Source organism: Desulfomicrobium salsuginis (genome assembly GCF_054657795.1).
Genome location: NZ_BAAHYA010000001.1, coordinates 1,233,778 through 1,258,857, shown reverse-complemented (window position 1 = coordinate 1,258,857; position 25,080 = coordinate 1,233,778). Strand labels below are relative to the sequence as shown.

21 protein-coding genes are annotated in these 25,080 nt (G+C 65.0%); 11 read left to right on the top strand and 10 right to left on the bottom strand.

The window, feature by feature from the left end; genetic code table 11:
• Window positions 1-10 precede the first annotated feature (10 nt).
• From pyrE to ACYQ3G_RS05665, 3 genes are read left to right on the top strand one after another with little or no spacing between them, the layout of a single operon-like run.
• Complete coding sequence (pyrE, locus tag ACYQ3G_RS05675) at window positions 11-574, top strand: orotate phosphoribosyltransferase (RefSeq protein ID WP_459823497.1); 564 nt, start codon at window positions 11-13, stop codon at window positions 572-574.
• 28 nt (window positions 575-602) lie between these two features.
• A complete protein-coding gene (locus tag ACYQ3G_RS05670) occupies window positions 603-1,826 on the top strand; it encodes a L,D-transpeptidase family protein (RefSeq protein ID WP_459823494.1) in 1,224 nt (407 codons plus the stop codon).
• Window positions 1,827-1,828: 2 nt separating this feature from the next.
• Entirely contained in the window at window positions 1,829-2,611 is a 783-nt protein-coding gene (locus ACYQ3G_RS05665) for a sugar phosphate isomerase/epimerase family protein (RefSeq protein ID WP_459823491.1), read from the top strand.
• On the opposite strand, the gene ACYQ3G_RS05660 is transcribed toward ACYQ3G_RS05665, so the two are convergent.
• Both ACYQ3G_RS05660 and ACYQ3G_RS05655 read right to left on the bottom strand, forming a co-directional pair.
• Entirely contained in the window at window positions 2,608-4,164 is a 1,557-nt protein-coding gene (locus ACYQ3G_RS05660) for an ArnT family glycosyltransferase (RefSeq protein ID WP_459823488.1), read from the bottom strand. The two genes, ACYQ3G_RS05665 and ACYQ3G_RS05660, sit on opposite strands and share 4 nt — an antisense overlap.
• Window positions 4,161-5,081: an RluA family pseudouridine synthase gene (locus ACYQ3G_RS05655; RefSeq protein ID WP_459823485.1), complete on the bottom strand. Its 921-nt coding sequence runs from the start codon at window positions 5,079-5,081 to the stop codon at window positions 4,161-4,163. The genes ACYQ3G_RS05660 and ACYQ3G_RS05655 overlap by 4 nt, the downstream gene beginning before the upstream one ends.
• A 73-nt stretch (window positions 5,082-5,154) precedes the next feature.
• On the opposite strand from ACYQ3G_RS05655, the gene ACYQ3G_RS05650 reads away from it, so the two are divergent.
• Entirely contained in the window at window positions 5,155-6,399 is a 1,245-nt protein-coding gene (locus tag ACYQ3G_RS05650; RefSeq protein WP_459823482.1) for an NOL1/NOP2/SUN domain family protein, read from the top strand.
• A 17-nt stretch (window positions 6,400-6,416) separates the two neighbouring features.
• The gene (locus tag ACYQ3G_RS05645) at window positions 6,417-7,175 is read left to right on the top strand and encodes a class I fructose-bisphosphate aldolase (RefSeq protein ID WP_028576359.1); all 759 of its coding nucleotides are present in this window, start codon (window positions 6,417-6,419) and stop codon (window positions 7,173-7,175) included.
• Between the two features lie 72 nt (window positions 7,176-7,247).
• Here the strand turns inward: ACYQ3G_RS05645 and ACYQ3G_RS05640 are convergent, their stop codons facing one another.
• The 8 genes from ACYQ3G_RS05640 to rfbA all read right to left on the bottom strand — a co-directional run bounded on the left by ACYQ3G_RS05640 (window position 7,248) and on the right by rfbA (window position 17,193).
• Window positions 7,248-7,973 carry a class I SAM-dependent methyltransferase gene (locus ACYQ3G_RS05640; RefSeq protein WP_459823478.1) on the bottom strand — a complete coding sequence of 242 codons (726 nt, stop codon included), beginning with the start codon at window positions 7,971-7,973 and terminating at the stop codon, window positions 7,248-7,250.
• Window positions 7,973-9,643, bottom strand: a complete 1,671-nt coding sequence (gene ilvD, locus ACYQ3G_RS05635) for a dihydroxy-acid dehydratase (RefSeq protein ID WP_459823475.1) — start codon at window positions 9,641-9,643, stop codon at window positions 7,973-7,975. The genes ACYQ3G_RS05640 and ilvD overlap by 1 nt, the downstream gene beginning before the upstream one ends.
• Before the next feature lie 15 nt (window positions 9,644-9,658).
• Window positions 9,659-10,531: a cell division protein FtsX gene (locus ACYQ3G_RS05630; protein ID WP_459823472.1), complete on the bottom strand. Its 873-nt coding sequence runs from the start codon at window positions 10,529-10,531 to the stop codon at window positions 9,659-9,661.
• Window positions 10,528-11,208 carry a cell division ATP-binding protein FtsE gene (gene ftsE / locus ACYQ3G_RS05625; protein WP_459823469.1) on the bottom strand — a complete coding sequence of 227 codons (681 nt, stop codon included), beginning with the start codon at window positions 11,206-11,208 and terminating at the stop codon, window positions 10,528-10,530. The genes ACYQ3G_RS05630 and ftsE overlap by 4 nt, the downstream gene beginning before the upstream one ends.
• Window positions 11,209-11,232: 24 nt before the next feature.
• A complete protein-coding gene (locus ACYQ3G_RS05620; protein ID WP_459823466.1) occupies window positions 11,233-12,396 on the bottom strand; it encodes a response regulator in 1,164 nt (387 codons plus the stop codon).
• Window positions 12,389-13,708, bottom strand: a complete 1,320-nt coding sequence (locus tag ACYQ3G_RS05615; protein ID WP_459823463.1) for a GAF domain-containing sensor histidine kinase — start codon at window positions 13,706-13,708, stop codon at window positions 12,389-12,391. Before ACYQ3G_RS05615 ends, ACYQ3G_RS05620 begins: the two co-directional genes overlap by 8 nt.
• A gap of 6 nt (window positions 13,709-13,714) precedes the next feature.
• Window positions 13,715-15,952, bottom strand: coding sequence for a vitamin B12-dependent ribonucleotide reductase (locus ACYQ3G_RS05610; protein ID WP_459823460.1), 2,238 nt, complete (start codon window positions 15,950-15,952; stop codon window positions 13,715-13,717).
• A gap of 359 nt (window positions 15,953-16,311) precedes the next feature.
• Window positions 16,312-17,193, bottom strand: coding sequence for a glucose-1-phosphate thymidylyltransferase RfbA (rfbA, locus tag ACYQ3G_RS05605; protein ID WP_459823457.1), 882 nt, complete (start codon window positions 17,191-17,193; stop codon window positions 16,312-16,314).
• Window positions 17,194-17,337: 144 nt separating this feature from the next.
• Between rfbA and ACYQ3G_RS05600 the strand changes: the two genes are divergently transcribed.
• The 6 genes from ACYQ3G_RS05600 to ACYQ3G_RS05575 are packed head-to-tail and all read left to right on the top strand — an operon-like array spanning window position 17,338 to window position 25,054.
• Window positions 17,338-18,090 (top strand): MogA/MoaB family molybdenum cofactor biosynthesis protein, encoded by a 753-nt coding sequence (locus ACYQ3G_RS05600; protein ID WP_459823454.1) that lies wholly within the window; start codon window positions 17,338-17,340, stop codon window positions 18,088-18,090.
• Entirely contained in the window at window positions 18,080-19,723 is a 1,644-nt protein-coding gene (locus ACYQ3G_RS05595; protein WP_459823451.1) for a sensor histidine kinase, read from the top strand. The genes ACYQ3G_RS05600 and ACYQ3G_RS05595 overlap by 11 nt, the downstream gene beginning before the upstream one ends.
• Window positions 19,720-22,812 carry a UvrD-helicase domain-containing protein gene (locus ACYQ3G_RS05590; RefSeq protein ID WP_459823448.1) on the top strand — a complete coding sequence of 1,031 codons (3,093 nt, stop codon included), beginning with the start codon at window positions 19,720-19,722 and terminating at the stop codon, window positions 22,810-22,812. Before ACYQ3G_RS05595 ends, ACYQ3G_RS05590 begins: the two co-directional genes overlap by 4 nt.
• Window positions 22,809-23,519, top strand: coding sequence for a cobamide remodeling phosphodiesterase CbiR (gene cbiR / locus ACYQ3G_RS05585; protein ID WP_459823445.1), 711 nt, complete (start codon window positions 22,809-22,811; stop codon window positions 23,517-23,519). Before ACYQ3G_RS05590 ends, cbiR begins: the two co-directional genes overlap by 4 nt.
• Entirely contained in the window at window positions 23,512-24,021 is a 510-nt protein-coding gene (locus tag ACYQ3G_RS05580) for a bifunctional adenosylcobinamide kinase/adenosylcobinamide-phosphate guanylyltransferase (RefSeq protein ID WP_459823442.1), read from the top strand. The genes cbiR and ACYQ3G_RS05580 overlap by 8 nt, the downstream gene beginning before the upstream one ends.
• 7 nt (window positions 24,022-24,028) lie before the next feature.
• Window positions 24,029-25,054: a DHH family phosphoesterase gene (locus ACYQ3G_RS05575; RefSeq protein ID WP_459823439.1), complete on the top strand. Its 1,026-nt coding sequence runs from the start codon at window positions 24,029-24,031 to the stop codon at window positions 25,052-25,054.
• The last annotated feature ends 26 nt before the right edge of the window (window positions 25,055-25,080 follow it).

Here is a 25,080-nt window from a genome sequence, read left to right as displayed (position 1 = left end):
GTGATACACCATGCTTGAACTGAAAAAACGTCTGGCCCGCCTGCTCATCGAGAAGTCCTACCTCGAGGGCGACTTCACCCTGACCTCGGGCCAGAAGAGCGACTACTACTTCGACTGCAAGCACACGGCCCTGCACCCCGAGGGCGCGTGGCTCATCGGCAAGTTCTTCCTGGACATGATCCGCGCCAAGGGCGGCGTCCAGGGCGTGGGCGGCATGACTCTGGGCGCCGACCCGCTGGTCTCGGCCGTGACCGTGGTCTCGCACCTGGAAGGCTACCCCCTGCCCGGGTTCATCATCCGCAAGCAGCCCAAGGGGCACGGCACAAACCAGTACCTGGAAGGCCTCAAGAACTTCACGCCGGGCATGAACGTCTGCCTGCTGGAGGACGTCATCACCACCGGTGGGACGCTCCTGAAGGCCGTGGACCGCGTGCGCGAGCAGGGCCTCAATATCGTGGCCATCATGGGCGTCCTGGACCGCGAACAGGGCGGCCGGGAGAACATCGAGAAGGCCGGGTTCCAGCTGCAGACCATCTTCACCCGCCGGGACCTCGTCGAGACCGCGAAACTCTAGGGAGGCTCCGGCCTCCCTTTTTCCTGCCATGGTCACCCGCTTCCTTCAGCTCCCGGTCCTGGTCCTCGCACTGGCCGCCTCCTGTGCCTTCGCCGAAGGCTGGGTGCCGACCCTCGCCCCGCGCACGAACCTGCCGCCGCAGTTCATGGCCGTGGACATGGGCCGCCAGCGCGCCTTTCTGCTGCGCAGCCAGGACGGAGCCCTGCGCACGCTGCAAAGCATGTCCTGCACCACGGGCATGCGCGGCGGCGGCAAGCTCCTCGAGGGCGACCGCAAGACGCCCGAAGGCGTCTACTTCCTGCAGGGCAAGGCCACCGGCGGGCTCGATTTCGACCGCTTCGGCAACACCGCCTACCCCCTCAACTACCCCAACCCCGCGGACCGGGTCCTCGGCAAGACAGGCGACGGGATCATGATCCACGGCCGGGGCCGCACCTTCGGCCCGCGCCAGACCCTCGGGTGCGTTGTCCTGGAAAACGACGTCGTGGACCGGCTGGACCGGCACGTACGCATCCAGGCCAGCCCCGTGGTCATCGCCGACGGGGTGAAGTGGGGCGAGACGGCCAGATTCGGCCCGCCGCCAGAGATCGTCATGGGCACCAAGGGCTGGGTCAAGGCCAGGGAACGGCGCGAAGGCGCGTTTTTCGAGATCTACGACCCCGAACGCTTCGAAAAGTCCTCGGGCATGAACTTCGAGCAGTTCAAGCGCAAAACCCTGCAGGAATTCTCCCGCTCCCCCTGGGTCGACATCCGCATGCAGGACCTGCAGGTGCTGGAGGGGCCGGGCTACATGGTCTCGGCCTTTGCCGAGCGCACCTATCCCCAGGGCGAGGAGGGCTGGCGGCGCCTGTACTGGATGCGCAAGGTCGAGCTGTGGAAGATCGTCGGCGAGGAGTGGGTGCCCCGGAATCTGGGCCCGCGGCAGGATTACGCCACTCTGGCCGGCAGCGAGATCCGCGAGCGCCTGCGCCAATGCGCCGAGGCCTGGGACCGTGGGGACCTGAAAACCCTGATCCAGGCCTACGACCGCACGGCCAGCCGCGGCAGGGACCAGGGGCGCGATGCCATCGCCGCGGCCCTGGACAAAGAGCGCGGGAAACCGAACCCCTTCCGCGCCGAGCCCTCCGTGCGCGTCACGAAGGAGGGCGTCGAAGCGGTTCTGCGGCCGGCAGGCGGACAGACCCGTACCTTCCTCTTCCTGCCCGGCGCCTTCGACGCCTGGGTCATCTCCCGCGAAGAGGGAGCTTCCTGAGCATGGCCTTTGTCAACCTGCCCCTGCGCTACCTGGACGAACACCCCGAACACTTCGAACTCTTCCTCTCGCGGCGCGTGAACCCCGAACTCGGCTTCGACGCCCGCGCCCTGGATTCCACAAGCCCGCAGCGCCATGCGGAAAACGCCCGCATCTTTCATGACGCCGGCCTGGCCTGCGCCGTGCACCTGCCCTTCTTCGACCTGCATCCGGGCAGCCTCGACCCGCTGGTGCGGCGGGCCGCCACCGAGCGCCTGCTGCAGGCGCTCGATGCGGCGCGGGTCTACGAGCCCGCCCATCTCATCGCCCACCTGGACTACAACCACCTGACCTACGCCGCGTTCCAGGAGCAGTGGCTGGAAAACTCCCTGGCCACCTGGCGGACGGTCCTGGACCATGCCTGCGCACCCCTTTTCCTGGAGAACGTGTTCGAACAGGCGCCGCAGCGCCATGTCCGCGCCCTGACCGAGCTTGGAGGCCGGGCCGGAGCCTGCCTGGACCTCGGGCACTGGCACAGCTTCGCCCGCGGCGGCGAGCGCGGCAACCTGGACGAGTGGCTGACGGCCCTTGACCCGTTCCCTCTGCACCTGCACCTGCACGACAACGACGGCAGCGCGGACCAGCATCTGGGCCTGGGCCAGGGCGCCATACCTTGGGACAGGCTCTGGGATTTCCTGGCAAAACGAAAGGCCCCGGTCACCATCACCTTCGAACCGCATACGAAGGATGATTTCCTGGCGACCGAGGCCTATCTGGCCCGAAATCCCGGACGCTGCCCGGTCTAGAAGCTCGCGCCCTCCTGGGCCGGCCAGACGCCCTTGTAGCCCCGGCACAGGAAAAGCGTGAAGGTCTGGCCGAGGCGGCGGCCCTGGGCGGTGGTCACGGTCCTGGGTTCGTCCACGCTCTCGAAAAGTTCGAGGACCCGCTCCGAAACTTCCCCCTTTTCCCCCTTGACCACGAAGACCGCATTCTGCGCGGACGCATCAGGAGCCGGCCAGAAGTCGTACTGATTCATCTTGCGGCCGCCGGCCAGGCAATAGGCCCGCCGCTGGCCAGGCACGTAGAAGGACAGTTCCGCCGTGACCCCGTACTCGTCGGCAAAAACAAAGACCGTATCGGACCCGCCCAGCTCCTGCCGCGCCTCGTCGACCTTCTGGCCCAGTTCCTGCCAGCCACGCAGCCGGTGCACGGGGTTCTTCTCCCCGTCGAAAGGAATGAACGCCTGCAGATGAAGGACGGCAAAGACAACGATGCCCAGCACGGGCCAGGCGAAACGCCACCTGGGCCGCGGCTCGCGGTGGACGAAGCGCTCCAGGGCCATGGCCGCCAGCAGGATGCCCGCCGGATAGGCCGTGGCCGACCAGTTGGCCTCGACCTTGGCGTGCAGGCTCCAGAGCAGGAAAAAGAGCCATACGGGCCAGAAGAAGACCGTCAGGATGATGGCCATGGGCCGCGGCAGCCAGGGGAAAACCGGCTCGGCCTGCCGCCGCAGGAGCTGCCGGCCGACCAGCCACGCCCCGATGAAGATGAAGACGAACCACCACGGCGTGACCACGCCCAGCTGGCTGCCCAGATATTCGGGAAAATTCTTCAGCGCGAAAAAGACCTTGGCCTTTTCCCCGGCCATGGCTCCCCGGTAGAGGACGTGCTTGATCCCGGCCCAATCGTTGGTGGCGTTCCAGATCAGGATGGGCAGCAGACCGGCCGCGCCGCCGATGCCGAGGGTCTTCCACAGCCTCGGCCAGAACAGGGCGGGCATGTCCTGCCCCCGGCCGATCCAGAAGGACGCCGCCAGGGCCAATGGGATGAAGAGCAGCATGGTGTACTTGGCCGCGATGCCCAGGGCCAGGAAAATCCCCATGAGGACGAAAAGGGGCAGGCTGCCCTTGTCCACAGCCAGACTCAAGGCGATCATGCCCAGAATCCAGCAGACCAGCAGCGGGTTGTCCGTGGTCATGAGGAGCCCCCCGGCCATGAACAGCAAGGTCGTGTTCAGCACCACGAGGGTCCAGAAGGCCGTCCGGATGCGCCGCAGCCAGATCCCGATCCAGCCCAGCACGGCCAGCTGCATGAGGGCCGCGCCGACCACGGCCCCGGCGCGAACGCCCAGTTCCGTGACGCCGAGAAAAAAAGAACCCAGGGCGTTGATGACTGCGATGAGCGGCCCCTTGGAGTAATAGGACCACTGCAGACTCCGGCTCCAGTCCCAGTATTGGGCCTCGTCGGGCGAGAGGCCCAGCTGCCCAGAGGCTACGAACCAGTACCTGGCCCAGGTGGTCAGGGCGATGACGGCGAGACTTAAGCCCCAGTACAGGGCGTTTGATTGGCGTTCGTTCATGAAGCCCCCTCCTTGGCGGGAGCGGTGGTGACGATGTCGTTGATGGTTCCGGCCAGGGCAGGGGGAACCTGCAAATCCCCGGTCCAGGGCGGAAGGACGAAATAGGCGTGTCCCGGCCAGGACAGAAAGGCGGCATGGAGCATGAGCCCCCCGCCCCGGCCGTATTTGGGGTCGCCGACGATGGCGTGCCCCTGGTCGGACAGATGCACCCTGATCTGGTGGGTGCGGCCGGTGCCGAGCACGACCAGCACGAGACTGCGGCCCGCGGCGAGGCTGATGGGATGGACATGGGACACGGCCCGCCGCCCCTGCCCCGAAACGACTTTCTCGCCTCTGCCGGTTTCGGCCTTGGCCAGGTCCGAGACGACGGTCGTCCAGCCCCGGGCCGGCCAAACGCCTTCGACCCAGCACAGGTAGGCCTTGGTCGCGCAGGGCCAGGCCTCGTGCATGGCGCGCAGGAAATCATGGGTCTTGGCGCAGAGCAGAAGCCCCGAGGTGTCGCGGTCCAGGCGGTGGACGGGAACCGGCGTGAAGGCCTGGCCGGCGAAGCGGACCCGTAGCCGGTCGTGGACCGAGTCCGTCCAGCCCGTGCCGGCGTGGACCGGCAGGTTTGATGGTTTGTTGACCACGAGCATGTCCGCGTCCTCGTGCACGATGTCGAGGTCCGTGCAGGCCGGACACGACTCCTGGCGCAACTCTACGGTCACGGGAGGGATACGCACCTTCTGCCCCGCGGCCACCCGGTCGAAGGGCTTGCAGCGGCGGCCGTCGATGCGCACCTGGCCGGTGCGCACCAGGCGCATGACGAGACCGGCCGGGAGATGCCCCAGCCGCGCCTGCAGAAAGGTCGTGAGCTTGCGGCCGTTCTCCTCCGCCCCGACCTCCACAATCTGAACCGCCGTCCTGACCGGTTGCATGGGCCCTCCGCTTTGACAGGCCCTTTCTTGATGGCTACACGGGCTCTTGTCAAATGGCCCAGGCACAACCCCTATGAAAAACACCACCCGCTCCTTCCGTCTGGCGTGCGCCGATGATCAGATCCCGGATGTCGAAGCCCTGCTTCGGGCCGAAGGGTTCGGCTTCGAACCCGAGCCGTTCTTTTCCCTGGCCCGGACCCTGACCGCCGAGCCCATGCCCCTGGGCCGCAGCATCGCGGCGCGCTTCGGCTACATCTACATCCAGGACAAATCCTCCATGTTGCCGCCCCTGGCCCTGGCGCCCCGCCCCGGCGACCGGGTCCTGGACATGTGCGCGAGCCCCGGCAGCAAGACCGGCATCCTGTCCCGCATGGTAGGCCCGACCGGCCTCGTCCTGGCCAACGAGCCCAGCCCCGACCGCCTGGCCACCCTGCGCGTGAACATGCGCCACCTGGGCTGCCTGAACGTGGCCACCTGCAAATACGAGGCGCAGAACCTGCCGCTCGCTGCGGGCTCCTGGCCCCTCATTCTCCTCGACGCGCCGTGCAGCGGCTGGGGCACGGTCGAAAAAAACCCAAAGGCCGCCCAGATGTGGGCCGGGGAAAAGACCGCGCCCCTGGAGGAACTCCAGCGCGAACTGCTGACCAAGGCGGCCGAGCTGCTGGCCCCGGGCGGACGGCTCCTCTACTCGACCTGCACCACCAACGTCCGCGAGAACGAGGACCAGATCCGCTTCGCCATGGAACATCTGGGGCTCGCGCCGTCTCCTCTGCCCGAATTTGAGTCCTTCAGCTTCGCCCCGTCCCTGCCGGGCTGCCTGCTCGTGGACGGGGAGGGCAGCGCGGCCCAGGGCTTCTTCCTGGCCGGCCTGACCAAACCTGGCACGCAAGGGGATGTGGAGAGGTCCGAAGGGCGGGAGCTTCCGGGCGACACGATCACGAGACAGCACTTTTTCGCGCGCACCGGGCTGGACACGAGCTGGCTGCCGGAGCACAGTTTCCTTTGCGTCGGCGGCCGCGTCTACCTCATTTTCGAACAGGCGAGAAAGCTGCCCGGCGAACTCCGCTGGCAGGGTTTCGCCGTGGGCAAGACGGCCGGGGATTCCGTCCTGGCCGACGCCACGCTGCGCATGTTCGTCCCGCCCGTGCCCGACGAAAACAGCCTGGTGCTGGAAAACGTGCGGGACATCGCCGCCCTGCTCTCCGGTCAGAGTCTGGCCTGGAAAGGCGATGCCCGGCGCAGGGCCTTCTATTACCGGAGCCTGCCCCTGGGGTTTCTGACGGTCAAGGGCAATCGGTGCCTGTGGTCGGATCGCTAACGCATGAGGAGAACGACATGATCGGATACCTGCGCAAGGCTGCGCGGCTCTTCCACCCCGAATCCAAGAGGACCATCATCCTGCCCCTGGATCACGGCCTGTCCGAAGGCAACATCCCGGGCCTGGAGGACCTCGGCAGCCTCCTGCGCGGCCTGCAGCACCTGCCCCTGCAGGGCGTGATCATGCACAAGGGCATGGTCATGGCCACGGCCGGGGAGATCCGCCTCGACCAGTCCCTCATCGTGCACCTTTCGGCCGGCACGCGGCACGGCCTGCCGTCCTACAACAAGGCCCTGGTCTGCTCCGTGCCCGAGGCCCTGCGCCTGGGTGCGGACATAATCTCCATGCACATCAACATCGGCAACGACCTCGAAGACCGCATGCTCTCGGACCTCGGCGCCTGCGTGGAGGAGGCACACCAGCTGGGCCTGCCCCTTCTGGCCATGATCTACGCCCGCGGCGGGCAGATCGTGAACGAGAACGACCCGACCCTGGTGGCCCACAGCATCCGCATCGGCGCCGAACTCGGGGCCGACGTCATCAAGGTGCCGTCCTGCGGCGGCCACCCGAGCTTCGCCCGGGCCGTGGCCACCTGCCCCGTACCCGTGGTCATCGGCGGCGGCCCGCGCAACGGCGACTTCCGGCATTTCCTGCGCAACGTGCGCGAGGCCCTGGATTCCGGCGTGTCCGGCGTGTGCATCGGCCGCAACATCTTCCAGCAGGAAAACCCGGCCAAGGCCCTCGAAGAGGTCTGCACCCTGGTTCACGGGAAATAATCCCCTGAATTCCATAACAAATGGCCGGTCTGCACGCGTGCAGGCCGGCCATTTCGTTTGCGAACCCTTCCCTCAGACCGTGGGTTCGGTGTTCCAGGCCATGAGCGGAGTTCGGGCCGGCGGCGCGGTCAGGTCGATGCGCACCGCCGTGACCGCACCCATCCACGGGAAGACGGAGACGCTGTTGAAGAGCCTGATGACGGGCAGAGCGTTCCAGGTGCAGGACGGCCCGAGCAGGATGGATCTGGCCTCCATGGCGCCTGGGGAAATGCTCTTCTGAATCAGGGCCCGCATTCCCGGCCAGGTGAACCAGCGCGCCCTGGCCAGGGTCGAATGCCGCTTTCCAAGACGCACCGAACACCCGTAGAGCGACCATTTGTTCAGGAACGTGACGAGGACGCCCTTGCGGGCCACGCGCGCAGCCTCCTGCAGGACGAGGGCGGGATCGTCCACGAATTCGAGCACGGTCATGAGCGAGGCGTAGTCGAACTCGCGGTCCTCGAAGGGCAGATGCTCCGCGCTGCCCAGGTGCAGGTCGGCCCTGGTCCCGATCTTTTCCCGCGCGCTGGCCAGCATGTCCGGGCTCTGGTCGATGGCCGTCAGGTCGAAGCCGCAGGACCAGAAGAACTCAAGGAACGTGCCCGTGCCGCAGCCGATGTCCAGCAGCTTCTGCTTGCGTCTGGGCCAGTGGGCGATGACGCCCTGCAGCAGCCTTTCCTCCTGCCGCAGGGCGAAGCTCCCGCAGGGGCTCTTGGCCCACTGGTCATAGCGGGCCGCGGTCTGGGCATCCCAACCCATCAGATCTTCGTCACCGCGCCCTTGGCCGCCGAAGAGGCCATGCGGCTGTAACGGCGCAGGATGGAGGACGTGATTTCCTTGGGATAGGGCTTCCAGTCATGACGGCGCCGTTCGAGTTCGGCCTCGTCCACGAGGAGTTCGAGCTTGCGGGCCGGGATATCGATGCTGATGCGGTCCCCCTCCCTGACCAGGCCGATGACGCCGCCCTCGGCCGCCTCGGGGCTGATGTGCCCGATGGCCGCGCCGCGCGTGCCGCCGCTGAAGCGGCCGTCGGTCAGCAGGGCCACCTCGCCTCCCAGGCCCAGACCTGAGATGGCCGAGGTGGGCGTGAGCATCTCGCGCATGCCGGGGCCGCCCACGGGGCCCTCGTTGCGGATGACGACCACGTCGCCGGCCACGATTGTCCCTCCCAGGATGGCGGCCACTGCCTCCTCCTCGCCCTCGAAGACTCTGGCCGTGCCCGTGCGCCGCATCATCTCGGGCGCCACGGCCGACTGCTTGACCACGGCCCCGTCCATGGCCAGGTTGCCCTTCAGGATGGCGATGCCGCCTTCCACGGAATACGGCTCGGCCACGGTACGGACTACTTCGGGCCGGGAAATGCGCGGTTTCAGGGCATCCAGGTTTTCACCCAATGTCCGACCGGTCACGGTCATGACGTCCAGTTCCATACGGCCGCTGCCGGCCAGTTCGTTCATGACCGCCTGGATGCCGCCGGCCTCGTGCAGGTCGGCGATGTGGTGCGGCCCGGCCGGGGACAGGCGGCAGAGGTTGGGGGTGTTGCGGCTGATGCGGTCGAAGATGTCCAGCGTCAGGTCCAGTTCGGCCTCGCGGAAGATGGCGGGCAGGTGCAGGACCGTGTTGGTCGAGCAGCCCAGGGCCATGTCCACGGTCACGCCGTTGGCCACGCTCTTCTCGGTCACGATGTCGCGGGGGCGGATGTTCCGCTCGACCAGGGACATGACCTGCATGCCGGCCTCCTTGGCCAGGCGGATGCGCGCGCTGGTCGGGGCCGGGATGGTGCCGTTGCCGGGCAGGGCCAGGCCCAGGGCCTCGGACAGGCAGTTCATCGAATTGGCCGTGAACATGCCGGCGCAGGAGCCGCAACCGGGACAGGCGCACTCTTCCATGCGCTCCAGGTCCTCCTCGGTCATGCCGCCGCTTCTGACCTTGCCCACGCCCTCGAAGACCGTGATGAGGTCAATAGTTTTCCCCTCGAACTTGCCGGGCATCATGGGCCCGCCGCTGACGATGATGGACGGGATGTTCAGGCGCAGCATGGCCATGAGCATGCCGGGCACGATCTTGTCGCAGTTGGGGATGAAGACCAGACCGTCGAAGGGCACGGCCGTGGCCGATATCTCGATGGAGTCGGCGATGAGCTCGCGGCTCGGCAGGCTCATCTTCATGCCTTCGTGGTTCATGGCCAGACCGTCGCACACGCCGATGGTCGGGAACTCCATGGGCGTGCCGCCGGCCATGCGGATGCCGTCCTTGACCGCCTGGGCGAGGGTGTCCAGGTGCATGTGGCCGGGCACGATCTCGTTGGCCGAGTTGACCACGCCGATGAGGGGGCGCTTCATCTCCTCGCGGGTCATGCCCAGGGCGAAGAGCAGGGAGCGATGGGGGGCCTTTTCCAATCCTTTCGTCATCTTATGGCTACGATTCATACTGTCCTCGATTGTCTAATTGCGAAGGGCGACCAGGGAGCTCAGGACTCCGACGGCCGCCAGGGTTGCGACGATGGCCAGGCAATGCATGGAGGGCAGGAAGGAGATGGTCATCCACAGTGGCGGGACGTTGAACATCTCCTCGATGCCGTTGTGCAGAAGCTTGAGCAGCCCCAGAGCCAGGCCGGCTCCGAGAAACCCCTGGAAAGCCCCGCCCACCAGCAGCGGAAACTGGATGTAGGCGCGGCTTGCGCCGACAAAGCGCAGGATTTCCAGTTCCTCCCGCCGGGCCAGTAGGGCCAGCTTGATGGTGTTGCCAACCACCAATGCGACCACGACCAGCAGAAAGCCCGTCACCGGCCAGAAGGCCATCCGCGTCAGACCCACCCACGAGGTCAGCAGGTCGACCTGCAGGGGGTTGAAGGAGACCTTCTCCACCTTGGGCAGGGCCCGCAGCCGCTCGACCATGGCCGCGGCCCACTTCTTGCCGTCCTCGGCGGGCAGCTCGCATTCCACCAGGGCCGTGGGCGGCAGGGGGCTTCTGCCCTTCATCCACTCCATGTCCGCGCTGTTCTGGAAGGATTCGGCCAGCACGCCCAGGGCCTGGTCCGGCGTGAAGGTGCGCACGTTGACTACGCCCTCCATGGACGACAGGCCGGCCCACACGTCGCGGACCTCCTCGGTCGTGGCCTGGGGCTGCCAGTAGACCTGGAACTGGACGTTGCCTTGCCTGGCGCCGATCTGCAGGTCGAGATTGTGCACGAGCATCAGAAACGCCCCGCCCAGGAAGGAAACCAGGGTGATGGCCGCGATGGTCATGCACAGGGACCAGGGAGCGCGGAACAGGTCCCGGACGCCCTGGCCCAGGAGCTGGAAAAAGACGCTCATAGGCCGCCTCCCGTTTCCACGCAGCCCTCGTGCATGACGCCGTCGTGCAGGGTTACGATGCGCGCACCGGACATGCGCTCCATTATCTCGCGGTTGTGGGTGGCGATCATGATCGAGGTGCCGAATTTGTGGAACTGCTGGAATATGTCCATCATGCGCATGGACAGCTCGTAATCGAGGTTGCCCGTGGGTTCGTCGGCCAGGAGGAGCTTGGGCTTGACCACCACGGCCCGGGCCACGGCCACGCGCTGCTGCTCGCCGCCCGAAAGCTCTTCGCACGGGGACATGGCCTTGTGGTCCAGGTGGAGGCTTCTGAGGACCGCACGCACACGCTTGTCGATGATGTGCCGGGGGATGCCGCGGACCTTCAGCGGCAGGGCCACGTTGGCGAAGACCGTCTGATTGGTCAGGATCTTGAAGTCCTGGAAGACCACGCTCACGTCGCGACGCAGCAGGTGCTTACGACGTTCGGGCAGGGTGTTGAGGTCGTACCCGGCCACGTCGACCTTGCCGCGCTGCACGGGCAGGGCTCCGTGCAGGATGCGCATGAACGTCGTCTTGCCCGCGCCCGAGGGCCCGCACAGGAAAACGAACTCCCCCTGTTTCATGCAGAAATTGACGTCCTTCAGGGCCAGCTGCTTGCCAAAGGAGTAGGACAGCTTGGATGTGGTGATCATAACTTCCTCTTCGAGCCGCTCGAATCAGTCGGCCTCGCGAGTGTGCGCTTTGTTGACCTGCTCGTAAAGCACCCTGGCCTTCTCGAACCCCGGATCGTTGCCCAGGGCGCGGGCCAGGAGTTCCTTGGCCTTGGCGAGCTGCTTGCGGTTCATGTAGGCCACGGCCGCGTTGTAGAGAATTTTCGGGTTGTCGGGTTCCTTGGCCAGGGCCGTGCGGTAGATCTCCACCGCCCGGGCCAGCTCCCCCTTGCGCCGGTAGGCCACGGCCATGTTGTTCAGGGTGTCGCAGGTCAGGGATGAAAAGATGTACGCCCCGAAATCGCGCTGGACTTCGTCGACCATGTCCAGGTCCAGGTAGGCGTTCCAGATGTCCTGCTTGATCTGGTCGTTCTTGCGGTCGACGTTGAGGGCCGTCATGAAGCTTTTCCTCGCCTCGTGCAGGTCTTCGCGGCGCAGCTGGATGGTCCCGCGCAGCACGTGGTTCCCGGCGTTGTTGGGGCTGATGGATATGGCCCTTTCCGCCGCGCCCAAAGCCTGGTCCAACTTCCCCATCCTGGACTGCAGCATGACCAGGGTTTCCCAGGCCTTGGTGAAGAGCGGGTTGGAGGACAGGATCGCGCACGCTTCCTTCTCGGCCGCTTCGAACTCCGCAATGCCCATGAGCAGATGGACCCGTTCCAGACGGATGCGCGGGTAGTTGTCGGGATGCAGGCTTTCGAAGCGGCGCAGAAGGTCGTCGGCCTGGTCGCATTTTCCGGATGCGCACAGGGTTTTCACTTCCGTCTTGAGCAGTTCGAAATCCCGTTCGAACGTGCTGCCGAACACCGCTTCGAGGGCTTCGGACAGGGCCTTGATGGTCACCGGCTTGACCAGATAGGCCGAGGCCCCTCCCTCGGAGGCCAGGGCGATGTCCTGCATCTCGTACTTGGAGGTCAGGAAGATGAAGGGAACATGCCTGGCCCCTTCCAGGGAACGAACCGACTGCAGCAGCGACATCCCGTTCATCTTGGGCATGTTCCAGTCCGAGATGATGAGCCCGGGAGTCGCTCTGCGAACATGCTCCAGGGCCACCGCACCGTTCTCGGCCTCCAGGAATCTGGAAAAGCCCAAGGCCCGCAAGATATGGATCACCGTCTCGCGGGCGGAAAGAATGTCTTCCGCCACCAGCACGGTCATGTTCTTATCCATGTTCGTTCCCGTCCGGAGAATCCGGAATGAAGAGAATGACGCAGAACCTGCTGCCCTTGGGCGTGGCGTCCTCGACCCAGATCCTGCCCTGAAACATGCTCACTATCTTGCGGCAGACGAAAAGCCCGATCCCCGTGCCCTTGATGCCGCTCTCCATGGATCTCTCCGTACGCACGAACTTCTCGAAGACGGTTTCCTTGTAGCGGTCCTCGATGCCCTCGCCGTTGTCCTCGACCCAGAACTTGAGGACCGTGCGGGACGGGTCCTCGGTGCGGCGCGATTCCCAGCTGTCCATGCCGAGCCGGATGAGGCCGTTCTCCGGCGTGTACTTGACGGCGTTGGACACGAGATTTTGCACCAGATGACCAAGGAGCATCCTGTCGCCCATAACCCGCACGTCGAGGGCGCACCCGTTCTCGATGACAATGCCCTTGTCCCTGGCCAGGGGCGCGATCTCAGCGAGCTGGCTTTCGACCAGAGGGAGAAAGGACACCGGCACGGGGCTGAAGCCGCGCTCGTGCAATTCGTCGACGCGGGCCACATGCAGAAACTCGTCGATCATCTCCAGAAGCTTCGAGGCGCCCTTGAAAGCCGTTTCGATGATGGGCCTCTGGGACTCGCTGGGGCCCAGATAGGTCAGCAGGTCCATGTTGGAGATGACGGCCGAGAGGGGGCTCTTGAAGTCGTGCACCACCATCTGGACCAGTTCGGCCCGTTCGGTGGAAGCCATGATCAGCTCCTTCTGCTTGATCTCCAGTTCCTGGGCCAGATCCCGGTACCGTTCCTTCTCCTTTTCGAGCCTGTCCAGAACGACGATGTTGTCGATGAGCGGCGTGACCCAGCCGGCGTATTCCAGAAGCAGCCCAAGGTCGGCCTGGGAAAAGGCGCCGCCCCCCTCCTTGTCGGAGACGTTGATGACCCCGATGACGCTCCCCTGCTCCGAGAGCAGAGGCACGGACATGAGGGAGGCCGTGCGGTAGGCGGCGCTGCGGCAACAGAAGCGCCCGTCGGCCGCGATGTCCGTGATGAGCAGGGGTTCCTTGAAGGTGCAGACGTAGCCCGAAACGCAGCAGGGAGACAGGGGCTGGCAGAGCCCCACGATCTCCTGCCTGGTTGCGGCCACGACCTTGAGCTCCTGCCTGTCCTCGTCGAACAGCATGACCGAGGCCTGGGAACTGCCGAGGCGCTCCTGAATGAGCACGCCCCCGAGGCGCAGTTTCTCGGCCGGACTCTTGGACCTGCAGCCGAGGATGCCCATCATCCGGCGCAGGAACAGGCCAAGGTCCGGCTCGATACCGTTAGGCAGAGGCATGACCCGTCAACCGCACTTGGTGTACCCGCAGGAGGGGCAGACAAAACACCCTTCCTGGAACACGAGTTCCGTCGAACACTCCGGGCACTCGGTCTTGGACAGGGACTTGTCGTAGCTGCGGGGGGACGTCCCCTGCAGGTACTTGTTTTCCAGCACCCAGGACACGGCGTCGGGAATGGACAGAAGCATGCCCTTTTTCTGGAAGACGGGATGCTCGCCGCCGATCCCCTTGAGCTGCTTGACAATCTCGCGCACGTGCACGCCGGAGCGCAGGGCCAAGGACACCAGGCGGCCGATGGCTTCGGCCTTGGCCGTGATGGAACGCCCTGAACGGCCGATGGTGGTGAAGACCTCGAAGGGCTTGCCGTCGATCTCGTTCACGGTCAGGTACAGATCCCCCAATCCCGTGCGGACCTTCTGGGTGAAGCCGTAAACGATGTCCGGACGGTCCATGGGCCGCGTCTCTTCCTCGGCCTTCTTGCCGTCCTTGCCGCCCTCGCCCGTGCACAGGACCTGCACGCTCTTGCAGCCGTCGCGGTACACGGTCACGCCCTTGCAGCCCTCCTCGTAGGCCATCCAGTAGATCTTGTAGATGTCCTCCTGGGTGGCGGAGTTGGGCAGGTTGACGGTCTTGGACACGGCGTTGTCCGTGTGCTTCTGGAAGGCGGCCTGCATCTTCAGGTGCCAGACGGGGTCGATGTCCATGGCCGTGACGAAGACCTTGCGCAGGTCGTCGGGCAGAAATTCCATGCCGTGCACCGTGCCCTTCTCGACGACCTCGGCCATGACCTTTTCGGAATGGCAGCCGGCGTCGTGCAGGGCCTGCACGAAAAAGGAGTTGGCCTCGGTCAGCTTCTCACCGTCCATGACCTGGCGCACGAAGCACAGGGCGAAAAGCGGTTCCACGCCCGAGGAACACCCGGCGATGATGGACAGCGTGCCCGTGGGGGCGATGGTCGTGGTCGTGGCGTTGCGGTAGGGCCCAAGGTTCTGGTCGCTGTAGACAGACGTCTCGAAGCCCGGGAAAGGGCCGCGCTCCTTGGCCAGCTGGGCAGAGGCGGACTTGGATTCGCGCTGCAGGAACTCCATGAGCTTCTCGGCCAGGACGATGCCCCGACGGCTGCTGTAGGGCAGGCGCAGCTGGTAGAGCATGTCGGCCCAGCCCATGACGCCCAGGCCGATCTTGCGGTTGCGGCGCACGGTATGGGTGATGCGCTCCAGCGGGTACTCCGAGGCGTCGATGACGTTGTCCAGGAAGCGCACGCTCAGGTGGATGACCTCGCGCAGCCTGTCCCAGTCGACCTCCTTGGCGCCGTCCCTGTCGACCACGAAACGGGCCAGGTTGATGGAGCCCAGGTTGCAGGCCTCGTAGGGCAGCAGGGGCTGCTCGCCGCAGGGGTTGGTGCTCTCGATTTCGCCCTGGTCGGGGTTGGGGTTGTCGCGGTTGATGCGGTCGATGAAGATAATGCCGGGGTCCCCGCTTTCCCAGGCCTTGCGCACCAGCAGCTCGAAGACCTCGCGGGCCTTGAGGCGCTCGATGACCTCACCCGTGTGCGGGGCGACCAGGGCGTACTCTTCGTCCTTCTCCACGGCTTGCATGAATTTTTCCGTCAGGGCCACGGACAGGTTGAAGTTGTTGAGGTCGCCCTCGCGCTCCTTGGCCCGGATGAATTCGAGGATGTCGGGGTGGTCGACGCGCAGGATGCCCATGTTGGCCCCGCGCCGCGTTCCGCCCTGTTTGACCTGCTCCGTGGCCGTGTTGAAGATCTTCAGAAACGAGATGGGACCCGAGGCCACGCCGCCCGTGGAGCCGACGCGGCTGTCCTTGGGACGCAGGCGGCTGAAGGAAAACCCCGTGCCGCCGCCGGACTTGTGGATCAGGGCGGCGTGCTTCACCGCGTCGAAGATCTCGTCCATGGAGTCGCCGACCGGCAGGACGAAGCAGGCGGCCAGCTGCCCGAGATCCGTGCCGGCGTTCATGAGCGTGGGGGAATTGGGCAGGAAGTCGTAGTCGATCATGAGCCTGTAGAAGGTCCGGGCGAGGTCTTCGACCTTCCACGTGGAGTCCGGGTAGCCGGCTTCCATGGACGCGATGCTGGCGGCAACCCTCCAGAACATCTGCTTGGGGGTTTCGATGGGACTGCCGTCCAACCCCTTTTTCTGGTAGCGCTTCCGGAGCACCAGTTCGGAGTTGGCATTGAGGGTCACTTCGGGCAGATCCGCCGGCATTTTCATAAGGTCCATGGATACCTCACTTTCCTTGAAATTGTATGAGACATATTGAAATTATTGGTTCTTCTTGATCCGTGTCTCTGTACTGGAGATGGCCGAAGACTTCAACGGTGTGAAAAGGGGAACGGGTCGGCCTTCCCCTCTTTCTGCAAAAGAAATGAGAAAAGAATTTGTTGGTATTATTAGGCCGTTTCGAATGTGACTAATGTGGTCAATATGCTTAAATAATATTAATTTTTTAGGATGCCCAGCGGTTCCGAACAAAGCTTCCCGCGGTGTTCGACCCGGACTGCGCTCTGGTGAAGGAACATGGGAAAATGTTTGGAACAATCTTTTCCACAGGTGTTCCTTTGCCAACTTACCTTATGAAATTATTGTGTTTTTTCTTCATCGTCAGCCAGTTCATCGAGGTAGCGGCCGTAGTCGTTCTTGGAGAACTTCGCGGCCAGCGCCTTCAGGTGTGCGCAATCGATGAAACCCTTCCTGAAGGCGATTTCCTCGATGCAGGCTATCTTGAAGCCCTGGCGTTCCTGGATGGCCTGCACGAAGCTGCCGGCCTGCTGCAGGGATTCGTGGGTTCCGGCGTCGAGCCAGGCGTAACCGCGGCCGAGGAGTTCCACGTGCAGGGTGCCGCGGCGCAGGTACTCGAGGTTGACGTCCGTGATCTCGAGCTCGCCGCGAGGGGAGGGACGCAGGGCCTTGGCGATGGCCACGACGTCGTTGTCGTAGAAATAGATGCCCGGCACGGCGAACTTCGATTTGGGCCTGGACGGCTTTTCCTCGATGCTCACGACCTTGCCGGCGTCGTCGAATTCCACCACCCCGTATCGCTGGGGATCCCTGACCGGGTAGCCGAAGACGATGCCGCCTTTGTCCAGCCCCACGCAGTTTTCGAGCACCGCCGACAGCCCCTCGCCATGGATGATGTTGTCGCCAAGGACCAGGCAGACGCTGTCCAGGCCGATGAAGTCCTCGCCGAGGATGAAGGCCTGGGCCAACCCGTCGGGCGAGGGCTGCACGATGTAGGTGAAGCGCACGCCGATCTGGCTGCCGTCGCCGAGCAGGTCGCGGAAGCGTGGCAGGTCGTGGGGGGTGGAGATGATCAGGATATCCCTGATGCCCGCCAGCAGCAGGATGGAGAGGGGATAGTAGATCATGGGCTTGTCGTAGACGGGCAGGAGCTGCTTGCTGGTGCCAAGGGTCAGGGGGTAGAGGCGCGTGCCGGATCCTCCGGCCAGAATGATTCCTTTCATGGGTGTCCTTTCCTGTTGATTTCAGAAACAAACTGTACGCGGGAAGAGTTCTGCGGACAAGTGGTCGCGGCTTTGCGGTAATGACAATGGCGCTTGCCTTTGGTAGCGATAGGCGTCGACTCTGAAAGAAACAAAGGGGATGGGATGCGCATAACCTGGAAGAACGCTTGGCAGCCGGGACCCGTGATCATCGCGGTGGGCATGGACCATGGCCTGGCTCACGGCCTTATCGATACGGCGCAGGAACTGCGTGCCGGGGATGTTTTGGATGATGGCGCATGCCGCGTGCAGGTGGAGAACAGGATCCGCCTTTGCCGCGCGGACGGCCTGTGCCTCGCGGCCTGGACCGGACAGGCCGCGGGAGCCGTCACGGCCGGCGAAAGGGACTGCGCCCTTTCACGCAGCGGATTTTCCCTGGCCTGGATCACCCTGAGCGACAAGGGGTCGCGCGGCGAGCGTGTGGACGCGAGCGGACCGTGCATCCGCGATACCGTCGCCGGGGCCATGGAGCTGAGCCTGGCCAGGGGGGTGATCATCCCGGACGAGCCGCTCATGCTCAAGGCAGCCCTGGTCGACTGCTGCCTGAACCACGGCTTCGACCTCGTCTTCACCACGGGCGGCACCGGAGTGGGGCCGCGCGACATCACGCCAGAGGCGACCCTGCCCCTGCTGGACAAGAGGCTGCCGGGCTTCGAGCGGGCCATGACCCTGGCTTCCCTGGCCAAGACCCCGCACGCCGTCATTTCCCGGGCAGTGGCCGGGACCATGGGAAAATCCCTGGTGGTCAACCTGCCGGGCAGCCCCAAGGCCGTGCGGGAAAATCTGGCGGCCATCCTTCCGGCCCTCAGGCACACGGTGGAAAAACTCCAGGGAGACCCAAGGGATTGTGGACAATAACCCCGAGCTGACACCCTCCGCCGAACTCAAAAGCTTTTTCGTCAAATTTTCCGTGATCCGTCTCGGAATCATGGTCTTTCTTCTCATGCTGGCCGTGTCCGAAATCCTGAACCTTTCGGATCGGGGTCTGCGGCTGGAAGTCGACAGGGATGTCCAGTACATTCTCTTCTTCGCCTCCGGGTTCGCCCTGAGCGTCGCCTACCTCCTGGCGTCGAAACGGTTCATCGGCTCCATGGCCCTGTTCCGCTTCCAGCTCACCGCGGACCTCTTCCTGACCACGTGGTGGATCGTGCTGACCGGCGGGTCGTTCAGCGCCTTCATGATCCTCTACATCCTGTGCCTCTTCTTTTACGGCCGCATCGTCGGTTTCCAGACGATCGTCTTCTCCTCCCTCGTAGTCTGGGTCCTTTTGTTCCTCATTTCGTGCGTGCAGTTCTATTTTCCCGGGCTGTGGGGGCAGATGCACATCCGCGGTTCCGATCTGGCCTACAACTACAGCCTGTTCACCCTGGCCCTCATTCTGGTCGCCTCCCTGGTCAAACTGAGCCGCACGGCGGAAAACAGGCTTCTGCAGCGTCTCATCGAACAGGAAGGGGCCCTGCGCAGGTCCGAGGAAATCAAGTACCGCGTTTTCGACTGGCTCGACGCGGGCCTGCTGGTGGTCGACGACGGCCGGCGCGTCACCAGCATCAACCAGCGGGCCCTGGACTGGCTTCCTGGTTACGACCGCAGCCGGGCCATCGGCGCGCTGCTCGATTCCCTCTATCCGGAATTCGTTCCCTTCTGGGAGGACCGCCGCAAATCCACCCGCCGCCACATGGTCGTGAGCACGGGCCGCGACCTGGTCTTTGGCTTCAAGATGACGGAGCTGCCTGAAAACCAGGGCTGGATGATCCTCTTCTCGGACATCACCGAAGTGCAGAAGATGGAACGCCAGATCAAGGAAATGGAGAAGATGGCCAGCGTGGGCGAGCTGGCCGCCGGCCTGGCCCACGAGATGAAGAACCCTCTGGCCGGCATCAAGACGAGTCTGCAGCTTCTGCTGTCCGACGATCTGGAAAAAGACTTCTCGGAGCGCCTCTCGAGGGTCATCCTGCGCGACATCGACCGCCTCGACTTCCTGCTCAAGGATTTTCTCATCTTCGCCCGCCCGCAGGCGCCAAGCCCAGATCACCTTGTTCTGGGCGAAGAGATCGAGCATGTGCTCATGCCCCTGCGCCTGCAGCATCCCCGGGTCAGGATCCGCGTCGATGTCGGTGATGCTTCCTGCCCCTTCGACCGCAACCAGTTTCATCAGATCCTCGTCAACCTGCTGGTCAACGCCATGCAGGCCCTGGAAGATGCGGACGACCCCGAGATCGTCATCTCCGCGTCCCGCGAAAACGCAAAATTGGTCCTTTCCATTTCCGACAACGGCCCGGGGCTGAGCCAAGGCGTCGAAGAGAAGTGCTTCGACCCCTTCGTCACCACCAAACCCGTCGGATCGGGGCTGGGCCTGGCCATCGCACGCCGCCTCGCGGCCCAGAACGGGACCTTCATCGACCTGCAGAACAACCCTTCCGGAGGGGCCAGGGCCGTCCTGGTCCAGGATGAATCATTTTTCCGCCCCCGAGCGGACCAGGATGCACCGTGAACACCTACATCGCAGACCTCCACATCCATTCCCGGTTTTCGAGGGCCACGAGCAAGAACCTGACGCCGAGAAACCTGGTGGCCTGGGCCGCGGTCAAGGGCATCGACGTGCTGGCCACGGGCGACTTCACGCATCCCGGCTGGATGGAGATGATCCAGTCCCAGCTTGAACCGGGCGAGGACGGTCTGTTCCGACTGCGCGAGGCCAAGGGCCTGGAGGCGGAGCTGCCCTGGTTTTCCGGCAATCTCGACACCTCGGGCATCCGCTTCGCGCTGTGCACGGAGATCAGTTCCATCTACAAGCGCGGCGGCAAGGTGCGCAAAGTCCACAATCTGGTCTTCATGCCCGACCTGGACGCGGCCCTGAGGTTCAACACCCGCCTGGCCCAGGTCGGCAACCTGGCCTCGGATGGGCGGCCCATCCTTGGGCTTGATTCGCGCGACCTCCTGGAGATGGTCCTGGAGACGGACCCGCAGGCCTATCTCATCCCGGCCCACATCTGGACGCCCTGGTTTTCCGTCTTCGGTTCCAAGTCCGGGTTCGACCGCATCGAGGACTGCTTCGGCGATTTGAGCGGCGAGATTTTCGCCCTGGAGACGGGCCTGTCGTCGGACCCCGAGATGAATTGGCTATGGAGCGCCCTGGACCGTTTCTCCCTGGTCTCCAACTCCGATGCCCATTCCGGGGAAAAGCTCGGCCGCGAGGGCAACATCTTTTCCGGTGAGATGTCCTTTGCCGGCATGCGCCGCGCCCTGCGCCGAGAGGAGGGGGGCGCGCGCTTCGAAGGCACCCTCGAATTCTATCCCGAGGAGGGGAAATACCACCTCGACGGCCACCGCAAGTGCGGGGTCATGCTGGAACCCGCGGAGTCCGCTCGGCACAAGGGCCTGTGTCCGGTCTGCGGCAAGCCTCTGACCATCGGCGTGCTGAACCGGGTCTTTGCCCTGGCGGACCGGGCCGTGCCCGTGCGGCCGGCCCACCAGCCGTCCTTCACGTCCCTGGTTCCCCTGCCGGAAATCCTCTCGGAGATCCTCGGGGCCGGGCCCGCGACCAAGAAGGTCCAGGGTATGTACAACCAGCTCATCCGGGACTTCGGCTCGGAGTTCGCCATTCTGCGTTCAGTCCCCGTGGAGGATCTGCAGCGGTCCTCGAAGATGCTGGCCGAGGCCCTGCGTCGGATGCGCCATGGGGCTGTGTACCGCCACAGCGGGTATGACGGCGAGTTCGGGCGCATATCCATGTTTTCCCCCCAGGAACTGCTCGAATTCAGGCACGGCCGCATGCTGTCCATGGCCGCTCCGGTCGCGGAGGCCGAGGAGGTCGGGCAGCGCTGGCGTAGACCTCAGGGCCAGGCGGCCCCGAAGCGCGAGGAACCCCTGCAGGAACCGAACGAGATGCAGCAAGCGGCCATCCTGGCCGGTCCCGGTCCTGTCCTGGTCTTGGCCGGTCCCGGCACGGGCAAGACCCAGACCCTCATGGGCCGGGTGCGGCACCTGCTGGACCAGGGCGCGGACCCGTCGCGCATCCTGGTCCTGACGTTCACCCGCAAGGCCGCGCGGGAGCTCAAGGACCGTCTGCAGCGCGCCTGCCCGGCCGGGGCGGTCCTGCCCAAGGCCGACACTCTGCACGCCCTGGCCCTCGAATACTGGGCACGGGTCATGGGCGAGGCGCCCATCCTGCTCTCGGAGGAATCGAGCCGGCGCCTTTTCGCCGCCGCCAACCCCGAGCTGCAGGGCAAGGCCCTGAAGACGGCCTGGAACGAGCAGTCCCTGGCCCGGGAGAACGGCGTGCGCATCCCCGGCGAACAGACCCGCCGCTACCTTGACCACAAGGTGCGCTTCAATCTGGTGGACTACACCGACCTGCTGGAATTCTGGCTCGAACACCTCCAGCTCGGGCACCATGTCCCGGACTGGGACCATGTGCTGGTGGACGAGGTGCAGGACCTCTCGCCCCTGCAGATCGCCCTGGTCACGGGCCTGAGCGGAAAGAGCGGCCGGGGTTTTTTCGCCATCGGCGACCCCAACCAGGCCATCTACGGCTTTCGCGGGGCCGTGCGCGACATCGAGGCGCGGTTGCGCGGCATCTGGCCCGACACGCGCAAGGTCAGGCTGGTGCGCAACTACCGCTCGTCCCAGCAGATCCTCGACCTGGCCGCGAGCCTCTTCCCCGAACGGGAGTCCCTCGTGGCGCAGCTCGGGCACGTTGCGTCCATGACCCTGTTCGAGGCCCAGAGCGCGGACCAGGAAGCGGGCTGGATCGCCTCTCGCATGCGCGAGCTCCTGGGCGGCACGGGCCACTGGCAGGCCGACGCTCACGGCGGGGCCGCGCTCTCGCCGGGCGACATCGCCGTGCTCGTGCGTCTCAAGGCCCTTGTCCCGCCCATCGTCAAGGCTCTGGAAGGCGCGGGCATCCCCGTGTCCGTGCCCGAGCAGGAGCCGTTCTTCACGGACCAGCGGGTGGAGGTGGTCATGGGCATCGCCGGCAACGTGCTGGGCATGCCCGAGGCCGTGCAGCAGGAATTGCCGCCCTGTCCCGAGGCCATCGTCGAGAAGGGGCCCCTGGCCATGGCCGTGCATCTTTCGCAGACGCCCCCCTTCGACGAACTGTTCTGGAAGAGCCGGGCCTTTCTTGATCTGGTCAAGGCCCACCAGAGCTTCGGCGGCTGGCGGGGCCTTCTGAACATGGTCCGCCTGGAGACGGAGCTGTGCGCCATCAGGTCCAGGGCCCAGAAGGTCCAGGTCATGACCCTGCACGGCGCCAAGGGCCTGGAGTTCGAGGCGGTCTTCCTGCCGGGCCTGGAGGAGGGCATCTTGCCCTTTGCCGGCATGGACATGCTGCTGGGCAAGACCGTGGAGGACGGGGTCGATCTCGACGAGGAGCGGCGCCTGTTCTACGTCGGCCTGACCAGAGCCCGGTCGTCGCTTTTCATGAGCCACTGCGCCAGCCGCCGCATGTTCGGCAAGACCTTCAAGCTCGGCCTGTCCTCCCTGGTGCGCCGCCTGCCCCAGGACATGCTGCGCAAGAGCGCCATCCGCCGCCACGTCAGGAAGAACGAGCGGCAGCTGAGCCTCTTTCCGGCCCCATGAGCTTCCGTCTGGCCGCACCGTCATGCGTCATCCCCGACCGGGTCGGGCCCAACTGTCTCGCCCTGGCGCCCCTGGTGCGGGAGGTGGGGCTCATGCTCCTGGAAACGCGGGGCTGTCAGGATTACGACGAGCGCGACCTGCCCCCGGACCTGCCCGACCTGGGCTTGTCCTACCATGCCCATCTGCCCGTGGACCTGCCCTGGGAATCCGGCCCGGACGCGGTCTGCGGGGCTCTGGAGGCCATCGAGCAAAAAATTGCCTTTCTGCATCCCTGCGGGTATGTGCTCCATCCTCCGCCTCCCGGGGAGCTGACGCGGTTGGTGCGCCGGCGGCCCGATCTGGCGTCGTCTCTTCGCATGGAAAACACCGGAGACAGGGACCTGAGGGACATCTGGCCGGAAATCGAGAGCCTGGGCCTGGGCGTGTGCCTGGATGTGGGGCATCTGGTCAGCTATGGACAGGAACGCATTTTGCAACTCCCCGGTTTCCTTGAGCGCGTGCGCATGTTGCACGTCTACGGCGGGGAGTCGGGCCGCGGTCACGCCGCTCTCGAAGACCTGCCCGATCCGGGGCTGCTGCGCGCCATCCTGGGCTCGGTGCGAGGGGACTGCGTGCTGGTGGCGGAGCTTTTTCGGCTGGAAGCGCTGACGCGGTCCCTGGATCTGCTGCGCGTCTGGCTCGACGCATGGGGGATGGATCATGATTGAGCTGGTGCTGGGCGGCAACAAGTCCGGCAAGTCCGATTTCGGCCTGGAACTCCTGCGGGCCGCCCCGAAGCCCTGGACCCTTGTGGCCACGGGCAAGTCCCGGGATCTGACCTTCCGGGAGCAGATCCGGGCCCATCGCCTGGACCGCGAGCCGGACATCGCGGTGCGCGAGGCCGACACGGACCTGGCCGGCGCCCTGCGCGGGCTCTCGACCCTGGGCGGCGGGATCCTGGTGGACAGCCTCGACTTCTGGATGTTCTCCCTTTCGAGTCTGGACGCCGCGTCCGGGAAAGTCCGGCGTGAGGAACTGCTGGCGGAAATTTCTTCCTGGCGCGGGGGAAAACTGATCCTCGTCTCCACGGAGATGGGCCTTGGTCCCTTGGCCTACGACGGCACCGTGCGGGCATTCGCGCGGGATCTCGGGCAGCTCAACCGCGAAATTGCCAGCATCAGTGCAAGTGTGTATCTGGTGGTTGCCGGTCTGGCCCAAAAACTGAAGTGAGAAGGTCATGGCATATTTCAGAAAGCTGGATCCGAAGCTTGCCAAGCTTCAGGAATTGCTGAACAAGAACGAGCGTTGGCTGATCCTCATCAATGCCGACCCCGACGCCCTGGCCTCGGCCCTGGCCCTGAAGCGCATCCTGGCCGGCCGCGTCGAACAGGTGGCCATCGCCCACGTCAACGACATCACCAGGCCCGACAACCTGGCCATGATCCGGCTCCTGCGCATCGCCACCAAGAAGCTGACCCCGCCCCTGGCCGCCCAGTACGACCGCTTCGCCCTGGTGGACTCCCAGCCCCATCACCACCCCGATTTCGCGAACATCAAGTTTTCCGTGGTCATCGACCACCACCCCAAGGTGGCCGGCACGCCCGTCGATGCCGACTACGTCGAGATCGTGCCCGAGTACGGCTCCAACTCGACCATCATGACCGAATACCTCTACAACCTGGACCTGCGGCCCGGAAAGCTCCTGGCCACGGCCCTGCTCTACGGCATCAAGACCGACACCCAGAGTTTCGAGCGCGAGTTCCACGACAACGACATGAAGGCCTTCCGCTACCTGTCGAAGTTCTACAGCAGGCCGCTCCTGCACAAGATCATCCGCTCGGAGTTCCGCCTGGAGTGGCTCAAGTACTTCACCCAGGCCTTCCGCAAGATGCGGCTCATGGGCAACACCATCACCATTTTCATGGGCAAGGTCGACTCGGCCGACATCCTGGTCATCCTGGCCGACTTCTTCCTGCGCGTGCACGGCCTGTCCACGACCATGGTCAGCGGCATCAGCGAGGACAAGCTCGTGATCGTGTTCCGCGGTGACGGCCTGCGCCGCGACATGGGCAAGTTCGCCAAGCGCCTGTTCGGCGACGTGGGCTCGGCCGGCGGGCACAAGTCCATGGCCCGGGCCGAAATCCCCATGGAGAAGCTGGGTTGCCAGCACGCCAGTCAGTTCATCTGGGAGCGCCTGCACAGCAGTTCCGAGACAAAGAAAAAGAAAAAGGATCCGGAGAACGGCCAAAACGGCTCCGCCTGACGGGCCGACCTTCCCCGGACCGGAGG

Bases quoted from the DNA above. Each gene is read 5' to 3' on its own strand.
- ACYQ3G_RS05670 (WP_459823494.1), top strand. From the start codon at position 603: ATGGTCACCCGCTTCCTTCAGCTCCCGGTCCTGGTCCTCGCACTGGCC.
- ACYQ3G_RS05620 (WP_459823466.1), bottom strand. From the start codon at position 12,396: ATGGATAAGAACATGACCGTGCTGGTGGCGGAAGACATTCTTTCCGCC.
- ACYQ3G_RS05580 (WP_459823442.1), top strand. From the start codon at position 23,512: ATGATTGAGCTGGTGCTGGGCGGCAACAAGTCCGGCAAGTCCGATTTC.
- ACYQ3G_RS05640 (WP_459823478.1), bottom strand. From the start codon at position 7,973: ATGGGTTGGGATGCCCAGACCGCGGCCCGCTATGACCAGTGGGCCAAG.
- ftsE (WP_459823469.1), bottom strand. From the start codon at position 11,208: ATGATCACCACATCCAAGCTGTCCTACTCCTTTGGCAAGCAGCTGGCC.
- pyrE (WP_459823497.1), top strand. From the start codon at position 11: ATGCTTGAACTGAAAAAACGTCTGGCCCGCCTGCTCATCGAGAAGTCC.
- ACYQ3G_RS05615 (WP_459823463.1), bottom strand. From the start codon at position 13,708: ATGCCTCTGCCTAACGGTATCGAGCCGGACCTTGGCCTGTTCCTGCGC.
- ACYQ3G_RS05660 (WP_459823488.1), bottom strand. From the start codon at position 4,164: ATGAACGAACGCCAATCAAACGCCCTGTACTGGGGCTTAAGTCTCGCC.
- rfbA (WP_459823457.1), bottom strand. From the start codon at position 17,193: ATGAAAGGAATCATTCTGGCCGGAGGATCCGGCACGCGCCTCTACCCC.
- ACYQ3G_RS05655 (WP_459823485.1), bottom strand. From the start codon at position 5,081: ATGCAACCGGTCAGGACGGCGGTTCAGATTGTGGAGGTCGGGGCGGAG.
- ACYQ3G_RS05665 (WP_459823491.1), top strand. From the start codon at position 1,829: ATGGCCTTTGTCAACCTGCCCCTGCGCTACCTGGACGAACACCCCGAA.
- ACYQ3G_RS05610 (WP_459823460.1), bottom strand. From the start codon at position 15,952: ATGGACCTTATGAAAATGCCGGCGGATCTGCCCGAAGTGACCCTCAAT.
- ACYQ3G_RS05650 (WP_459823482.1), top strand. From the start codon at position 5,155: ATGAAAAACACCACCCGCTCCTTCCGTCTGGCGTGCGCCGATGATCAG.
- ACYQ3G_RS05645 (WP_028576359.1), top strand. From the start codon at position 6,417: ATGATCGGATACCTGCGCAAGGCTGCGCGGCTCTTCCACCCCGAATCC.
- cbiR (WP_459823445.1), top strand. From the start codon at position 22,809: ATGAGCTTCCGTCTGGCCGCACCGTCATGCGTCATCCCCGACCGGGTC.
- ACYQ3G_RS05600 (WP_459823454.1), top strand. From the start codon at position 17,338: ATGCGCATAACCTGGAAGAACGCTTGGCAGCCGGGACCCGTGATCATC.
- ACYQ3G_RS05575 (WP_459823439.1), top strand. From the start codon at position 24,029: ATGGCATATTTCAGAAAGCTGGATCCGAAGCTTGCCAAGCTTCAGGAA.
- ACYQ3G_RS05630 (WP_459823472.1), bottom strand. From the start codon at position 10,531: ATGAGCGTCTTTTTCCAGCTCCTGGGCCAGGGCGTCCGGGACCTGTTC.
- ilvD (WP_459823475.1), bottom strand. From the start codon at position 9,643: ATGAATCGTAGCCATAAGATGACGAAAGGATTGGAAAAGGCCCCCCAT.